5 protein-coding genes are annotated in these 6,823 nt (G+C 72.6%); 3 read left to right on the forward strand and 2 right to left on the reverse strand.

The features are described 5' to 3' along the window. Positions 1 to 141 precede the first annotated feature (141 nt). On the reverse strand, positions 142 to 966 hold the full coding sequence (locus tag ACFVU3_RS27890; RefSeq protein ID WP_390070392.1) for a TetR/AcrR family transcriptional regulator: 825 nt from the start codon (positions 964 to 966) through the stop codon (positions 142 to 144). A gap of 342 nt (positions 967 to 1,308) precedes the next feature. Here ACFVU3_RS27890 and ACFVU3_RS27895 point away from each other — a divergent pair, with 342 nt between their 5' ends. Together ACFVU3_RS27895 and ACFVU3_RS27900 are read left to right on the forward strand one after the other, a co-directional pair. Next, positions 1,309 to 2,712: an NAD(P)/FAD-dependent oxidoreductase gene (locus ACFVU3_RS27895; protein WP_390070394.1), complete on the forward strand. Its 1,404-nt coding sequence runs from the start codon at positions 1,309 to 1,311 to the stop codon at positions 2,710 to 2,712. A 106-nt stretch (positions 2,713 to 2,818) separates the two neighbouring features. Then, on the forward strand, positions 2,819 to 4,492 hold the full coding sequence (locus ACFVU3_RS27900; protein ID WP_390070396.1) for a SpoIIE family protein phosphatase: 1,674 nt from the start codon (positions 2,819 to 2,821) through the stop codon (positions 4,490 to 4,492). A gap of 1 nt (position 4,493) precedes the next feature. Here ACFVU3_RS27900 and ACFVU3_RS27905 read toward each other — a convergent pair whose 3' ends face one another. Then, positions 4,494 to 5,762, reverse strand: coding sequence for an MFS transporter (locus ACFVU3_RS27905; RefSeq protein ID WP_390070398.1), 1,269 nt, complete (start codon positions 5,760 to 5,762; stop codon positions 4,494 to 4,496). 155 nt (positions 5,763 to 5,917) lie between these two features. Here ACFVU3_RS27905 and ACFVU3_RS27910 point away from each other — a divergent pair, with 155 nt between their 5' ends. Next, entirely contained in the window at positions 5,918 to 6,484 is a 567-nt protein-coding gene (locus ACFVU3_RS27910; RefSeq protein ID WP_390070400.1) for a MarR family winged helix-turn-helix transcriptional regulator, read from the forward strand. The last annotated feature ends 339 nt before the right edge of the window (positions 6,485 to 6,823 follow it).

Here is a 6,823-nt window from a genome sequence, read left to right on the forward strand (position 1 = left end):
TCCACTTACCACTCGTCCGGGGCGACTTCCCGTACCCCGGCGTAACCGCTCACACGTTCGTGTCATGGGTGCGGGGCCGTCCGGCCCAGAGGCCGGACGGACCGACAGGACTCCGGCGGGCCACCGGCCCGCCGCCACGGCCTACCGCGAGCGCAGGCCCTCCAGCAGGATGTCGAGCAGCCGGGCCGAGGCCGCCGCCTGCTGCGCCGCGTCCGGCAGCGCGGGCGCCGCCGTCGCGATGACCAGCAGGACGTCCGCCACGGTCACGTCCGCCCGCAGCTCACCCGCCTCCCGGGCCCGCTCGACCAGCCGGCCGACGACCTCGAGCAGCTCCGCGGCCCCGGCGTCGTCCCGCTCGTCCGACGGTACCGCCCGGGGCGTCACCACGCGCGCGTCGGCCTGCTCGCCGAGACCCCGCTGGTACGGCACCCGGACCGTGCCCTCGCCGTCCCCGTCCACCGGGGACTCGTCCACGCCGACCCGCAGCACCTGCGGCGGCAGCAGCCGCCCGGCACCCGAGGCGACCGAGGTGCGCAGGAACCGGGAGAGCGCCGACCACGGCTCGTCCTCCTGCCCGAGCGCGGCCCGCGCCTGCTCGGTCAGCCGCGCGGTCTCCTCCTCGGCTATCCGCCGCACCAGCACGTCCTTGCTGGGGAAGCGGCGGTACACCGTGCCCACACCCACGCGGGCCCGCCGGGCCACGTCCTCCATCGGCGCCCCGTAACCGAGTTCGCCGAAGACCTCGCGCGCGGCACGCAGCACGTGCTCCAGATTGCGCTGCGCGTCCACGCGCAGCGGCGCCGAACGTCCGACCGCCACCGGACCGCCCACGACGGTGCCGGTGCCGGCGACGGTGCCGCCGGCCAGCGCGGACCCGGCCACCGGCACCGCGGCCATGGCCGCCGCACCCCGGTCGTCCTGCGCCGTCCCGACGACGGTCTGCCAACGAGAATCCTGAATCTGCATAAGCGTTCCCCCGCTCATGATGTCTCCCCCCGGAGACTCCCCGCCCTGATACGGGGCTCCCGGCCGGTGTGCGCCATCGGTCCACGCGCACGCCGGAACCGACACCCCGACGAACTACGAACATAGTTGAGTCGGGGTCAATTCAGAAGGGGGAGTTCCGTACGGTGCGCCCCCCGATCGGAGCAAGGCACCGAAGCCACCGGTTTCCCACCCCCTGACCCACCGCCCACGCCCGCTGTGACCTGCGCCGTTGCACTCACGCGCCCCGCACGCGCCACCCCGCGCCTCCGCACCCCTCCGGTCACACAATTCGCCGGGCCTGTGGACAAACCCCGGACGGCGATGCCTCATGGGACGGTGACCGAACCTGCGCGCATTCTCGTGGTCGGCGGCGGATACGTCGGCATGTACACCGCGCTGCGCCTCCAGCGGCAGCTCAGGACGGAGCTCGGAAGCGGCGCCGCCGAGATCGTGGTGGTCACCCCCGACCCGTACATGACGTACCAGCCCTTCCTGCCCGAGGCCGCCGCCGGCTCGCTCTCCCCGCGCCACGTCGTCGTCCCGCTCCGCCGCGTCCTGGACCGCTGCCGCCTCCTCATCGGCGAGGTCGAGTCCATCGACCACGCCAAGCGCACCGCGATCCTCACGACCCTCGCCACCGACGAGGAGGGCGCGGGCCCGGTCGCCCTCACCTACGACGAACTGGTCCTCGCCCCCGGCTCGGTCTCCCGCACCCTCCCGGTCCCCGGCCTCGCCGAGCACGGCATCGGCTTCAAGACCGTCGAGGAGGCGATCGGCCTGCGCAACCACGTCCTGGAGCAGCTCGACATCGCCTCCTCCACCCGTGACCCCGCCCTCCGCGACGCCGCCCTCACCTTCGTCTTCGTCGGCGGCGGCTACGCGGGCGTGGAGGCGCTCGCCGAGCTGGAGGACATGGCCCGGTACGCCACCCGCTACTACCACAACGTGAAACCCGAGGACCTGAGGTGGGTCCTCGTCGAGGCCGCCGGCCGGATCCTTCCCGAGGTCGGCGACGAGATGGGCCGGTACGCGATCCGCGAGCTCCGCGGGCGCAACATCGACGTCCGTCTCGACACCCGTCTCGACAGCTGCGAGGACCGGGTCGCCGTCCTCAGCGACGGCACCCGCCTGCCCACCCGCACCGTCGTCTGGACCGCCGGGGTCAGACCGGCCCCCGTTCTCGCCGCCACCGACCTGCCCCTCGACGCGCGCGGCCGGATCCGGTGCACCGCCCGCCTCACCGTCGACGGCACCGCCCACGCGTGGGCGGCCGGCGACGCCGCCGCCGTCCCCGACGTCACCGCGAAGGAATCCGGCACCCCCTGCGCCCCCAACGCCCAGCACGCCGTCCGCCAGGCCAAGGTCCTCGCCGAGAACCTCGCCGCCTCCCTCCGCGGCCGGCCGCTCAAGGAGTACGCGCACGCGTACGCGGGCTCCGTCGCCTCGCTCGGCCTCCACAAGGGCGTCGCCCATGTGTACGGACGCAAGCTCAAGGGCTACCCGGCCTGGCTGATGCACCGCGCCTACCACCTGAGCCGGATGCCCACCGCCAACCGCAAGGCCCGGGTCCTCGCCGAATGGACCCTCTCCGGACTCTTCAAGCGCGAGATCGTCTCCCTCGGCTCCCTGGAACACCCCCGGGCCGAATTCGAACTCGCGGCCGCACCACCCCCACCCCCGCCCGCGGGACCCGGCCACGACGGGAACGACAAGGCGTCCTCCTGACATCACTGTCAGTGCACTCGTCCACACTGGACGTGTGACCATAGGTGGGCTCACACCTGCACAGCGTGACTCCGCACGGCACCGACACCACGAGGCATACAGATCCGTGAACTTCACCCGTTGGAGCGCCCGGCTCCCCGGCACGCAGCGCCGCGCGGCGCGGGGGCCCGAAGGCTCCGTGCCCGCCGCCCGCGGTGAGTACGGTCCGCGGCAGGAGCACCTCACCGCGGACGCACAGGACCCCGACCAGGCCGGAAAGCCCCTGGACGTGGACACCGAGGTCCCCGCCCTGGAGGACTTCTCCGTACGGGACCTCCTCGGCCGGCTCCCCGGCCTCGTCGCCCTCGTGTACGGCCCCGAGCACCGCATCGCGTACGTCAACGAGGCGTACGCCTCCGCCTTCGGCCCCCGCACCGCGGGCGCCACGGTCGCCGCGACGTGCCCCGAGGCCGAGGAGCTCGGCCTGCTGCCCCTCCTCGACCAGGTCCTCCGCAGCGGCAAGCCCCGCACCGTGAAGTCCCGCCGCACCGCCGACGGCGGCTCGTACACGGTCACCTGCCTGCCCGTCGACAGCCCGCACCTCGAAGGCGCCGGCGTCCTCGTCCACGCGGCCGACGTCACCGACCACGCGGTCGCCGCCGAGCGGCTCCGGGCCAGCGAGCGCCGCCACCGCGAGACCGCCGTCACCCTCCAGCGCTCCCTCCTCCCGCAGGAGCTGGAGCAGCCGGACGACCTGCGGATCGCCGCCACCTACCAGCCCGGCGTCGCCGACGCCGCCGTCGGCGGCGACTGGTACGACGTCATCACCCTCGGCGCCGGCCGCACCGCTCTCGTCATCGGCGACGTCATGGGCCGCGGCGTCCGCGCCGCCGCCGTCATGGGCCAGCTCCGCACCGCCGTCCGGGCCTACGCGCGCCTGGACCTGCCCCCGCACGAGGTCCTCCAGCTCCTCGACGGCCTCGCCGCCGAGATCGACGCCAGCCAGATCGCCACCTGCGTCTACGCCGTCCACGACCCCAACGAGGGCAAGCTCGTCTACGCCTCCGCAGGCCACCTCCCGATCCTCGTCCGCGACGAGGACGGCACCGTCCGCACGGCCGGCGACCCCACCGGACCCCCGCTCGGCACCGGCGGCTGGCTGCACGCCTCCGGCTCCATCGCCCTGCCCCCCGGCTCCACCGCCGTCCTCTACACCGACGGACTGGTCGAGCGCCGCCGCGAGGACATCGACGAGGGCGTCGAGGCCCTCGCCCGCGCGCTCTCCGGCGCCAGCGGCACCCCCCAGGTGATCTGCGGCCGGCTGCTCCGCGCCCTCGGCGTCACCGCCGAGCACGACGACGACGTCGCCGTCCTCGTCGTCCAGCACCCCGCCCGGGACGGCGCCGACGCCGAGCTGTTCCACAACGCCGCCCTCGAACTCCTCGGCGGCGTCGAGGCCGCCCCCCGCGCGCGTGCCTTCGCCTCCGGAGTCCTTTCCTCCTGGCGCTTCCCCGTGGAACTGCGCGACCTCGGCGTCCTCGCCACCAGCGAGCTCGTCGCCAACAGCCTCCAGCACGGAACCCCGCCCATGCGCCTGCGGCTGCGCCGCACCGACCGCCGCCTGATCATCGAGGTCACCGACGGGGACGACCACCTGCCGCGCCGCCGCAGGGCGGAAACGGAGGACGAGGCGGGTCGCGGGATCTCCATCATCGCGACGATCGCCTCGTCCTGGGGGAGCCGCCGCACTCCGGGCGGCGGCAAAGCGGTGTGGTGCGAGTTCGCCCTGCCCGACCAGTAGGTCAGGCCGCGGCGGTCTCCTTCTCCGGCTGGTGCTGCGCCACGATCCGGGACGGCTTCGTGGCGAGCGACGGCTGGTTCTGCACCGGCGTGAGCTGCTTGCCCAGCCGGACCGCGAGCACCGTGACCAGGAGCGAGAACAGCACGAAGGTCACGATGTACGGCCCGTGCAGCGACGCGCCCATCGGACCGCCCACCGCGGGGCCGACCGCCAGCGCCAGCTGCTTCACCAGGGCGAAGGCCGAGTTGTACGAGCCCACCATCGACTCCGGCGCCAGATCGGCCACCAGCGGCGCCACGGTCGGCGACAGCATCGCCTCGCCCAGACCGAAGAGCGCGTACGTGGAGACGAACGCGGCCGTCGCCATCGCCTGGCTGCCGTGCCCGAGCCCCGCGTACCCGGCGATGATCCACGCCACCGCCCAGATCAGACCCACGGCCGCGATCATCCGGGTGCGCTTGCGGCGCTCCACGAACTTCAGCACCAGGAACTGCGCCAGCACGATCACCGCCGTGTTGGCGGCCAGCGCGATCCCCAGCGTCGAGGGCGCGATGCCGGCGGCCTCGGTGCCGTACGCGGCCAGACCCGATTCGAACTGTCCGTAGCAGGCGAAGAAGAGGACGAAGCCGAGGACGCACAGCTGCACCATCGCCTTGTGGCTGAGCAGCGCCCGGATCCCGCCGCCCTTGGCGCCGTCGGCGGGCCGCGCGCCCTGGAGCGCCGGCGAACCGGCCATCCGCACGGTGCCGACCACCGCGGCCAGCACCAGGAACATCACGGCCTCGATCGAGAACAGCAGCAGGAAGCTGTCGGGCCGGCTCACGTCGACCAGCTGGCCGCCGATCAGACCACCGAGTCCCAGACCGAGGTTCTGCAGGAAGAACTGGAGCGCGAAGGCACGGGTCCGGCCGGCCGGCTCGGAGCACCACACGATCATCGTGGCGAGCGCCGGCTGGAGCACCGCGGTGCCCGCGCCGAGCAGCGCGGCGGCGCCCACCGCCGCCGGGACGCTCGACGCGAGTCCCATCCCGACGGCACCGACGGCGGCCAGCCCGGAGGCGACGAGCAGCACCGGCACGGGCCCGCGCCGGTCGATCGCCCGCCCGCTGAACGGCAGCACCACGAGTGCGGCCATGGCGAAGACGGCCAGCACCACACCCGCGGTCGTCGCGCCCAGATCCCGCACCTGCGCCACGTACACATAGAGGTACGGCACGGTGAAGCCGAGTCCGAACGCGCTCAGCGCGCTGCCTGCCTGAATCCGGCGCATCGCAGCGCCCCTCGCCTTGGTCACACTCACCCACTTCGGTCGCGGGTTCAGCCTTGTACGCCTGAACCCTGAAGACTTCAATACTAAAGTTCGATCCTTAACAGTACACATAGAAGGACTTCAACGCCAACGAGGTCCGTGGGATACTCGCCCTCATGTCCGACACCCCCGAGCGCCCCGCCTCGCAGGAGCCGCAGGAGCCGACGCTCGACGAGCAGATCGCCGCCTACCAGCGCGAGTACCGCGACCTGGACCCCCAGGTGGAGAAGGTGGTCTCCGCCCTCGGCCGGCTGAACCGCCGGATGAACGTGGCGTACGGTCGCCAGCTCGCCGACCTCGGCATCAGCAACGCGGAGTGGGAGGTCCTCAAGACCCTCGTCCTCTCCGGTGCCCCGTACCGCCTGGGTCCGGGTGAGCTGGCCAAGCGCCTCGGCCTCACCCCGGCCGCCATGACCCACCGCATCGACCGCATGGCCGGCGAGGGCCTGGTCACCCGCGACCGCGACGAGAACAACCGCGTCCGCGTGATCGTCGAGCTCACGGACGAGGGGAGGTCGAAGTGGCTGGAGGCGATGCGCATGGCGACGGACTTCGAGGAGGAGCTCCTCCAGGACCTCGGCGCCGAGGAGCGGGCCGCTCTGGGAGACGCCCTCATCCGCCTCCTGCGCCGCGTGGAGCTGACCCAGCCCGACGCCGGCGGCAGGCTCACGGACCTCGACTGAGGACACCCGCGGACGTCACCGGAGGGGGGTTGACACCCCTCTGGGGGACGCGTAGTGTTCTCCGAGTTGTCACGGAGCCGGAACGGTTCTGCGACAGCCATCCCGCCGCGATAGCGGCACTCAACCCAGCACGATCTCCCTCACGGGATGAATTTCGGCGTGCCGAAATTCAATTCGAACGACTCGATTATGAGACGGCCGAGGGAATCCGCTAAGGTTTGAGACGTCGGAACGGCCCAACAGTCGGGAAGACAAACCCCGCTGACTGGGAATCAGACGCCGAAAGGATCTGATAGAGTCGGAAACGCCGGAAGGGCCCGGAGCGAAAGCGAAAGGGAC

Origin of the sequence: Streptomyces sp. NPDC058052 (assembly GCF_042885515.1) — a bacterium.
Classification (GTDB): domain Bacteria; phylum Actinomycetota; class Actinomycetes; order Streptomycetales; family Streptomycetaceae; genus Streptomyces.

Excerpts from the sequence above, each read along its gene's own strand:
- ACFVU3_RS27895 (WP_390070394.1), top strand. The coding sequence starts at position 1,309 with ATGCCTCATGGGACGGTGACCGAACCTGCGCGCATTCTCGTGGTCGGC.
- ACFVU3_RS27910 (WP_390070400.1), top strand. The coding sequence starts at position 5,918 with ATGTCCGACACCCCCGAGCGCCCCGCCTCGCAGGAGCCGCAGGAGCCG.
- ACFVU3_RS27905 (WP_390070398.1), bottom strand. The coding sequence starts at position 5,762 with ATGCGCCGGATTCAGGCAGGCAGCGCGCTGAGCGCGTTCGGACTCGGC.
- ACFVU3_RS27890 (WP_390070392.1), bottom strand. The coding sequence starts at position 966 with ATGCAGATTCAGGATTCTCGTTGGCAGACCGTCGTCGGGACGGCGCAG.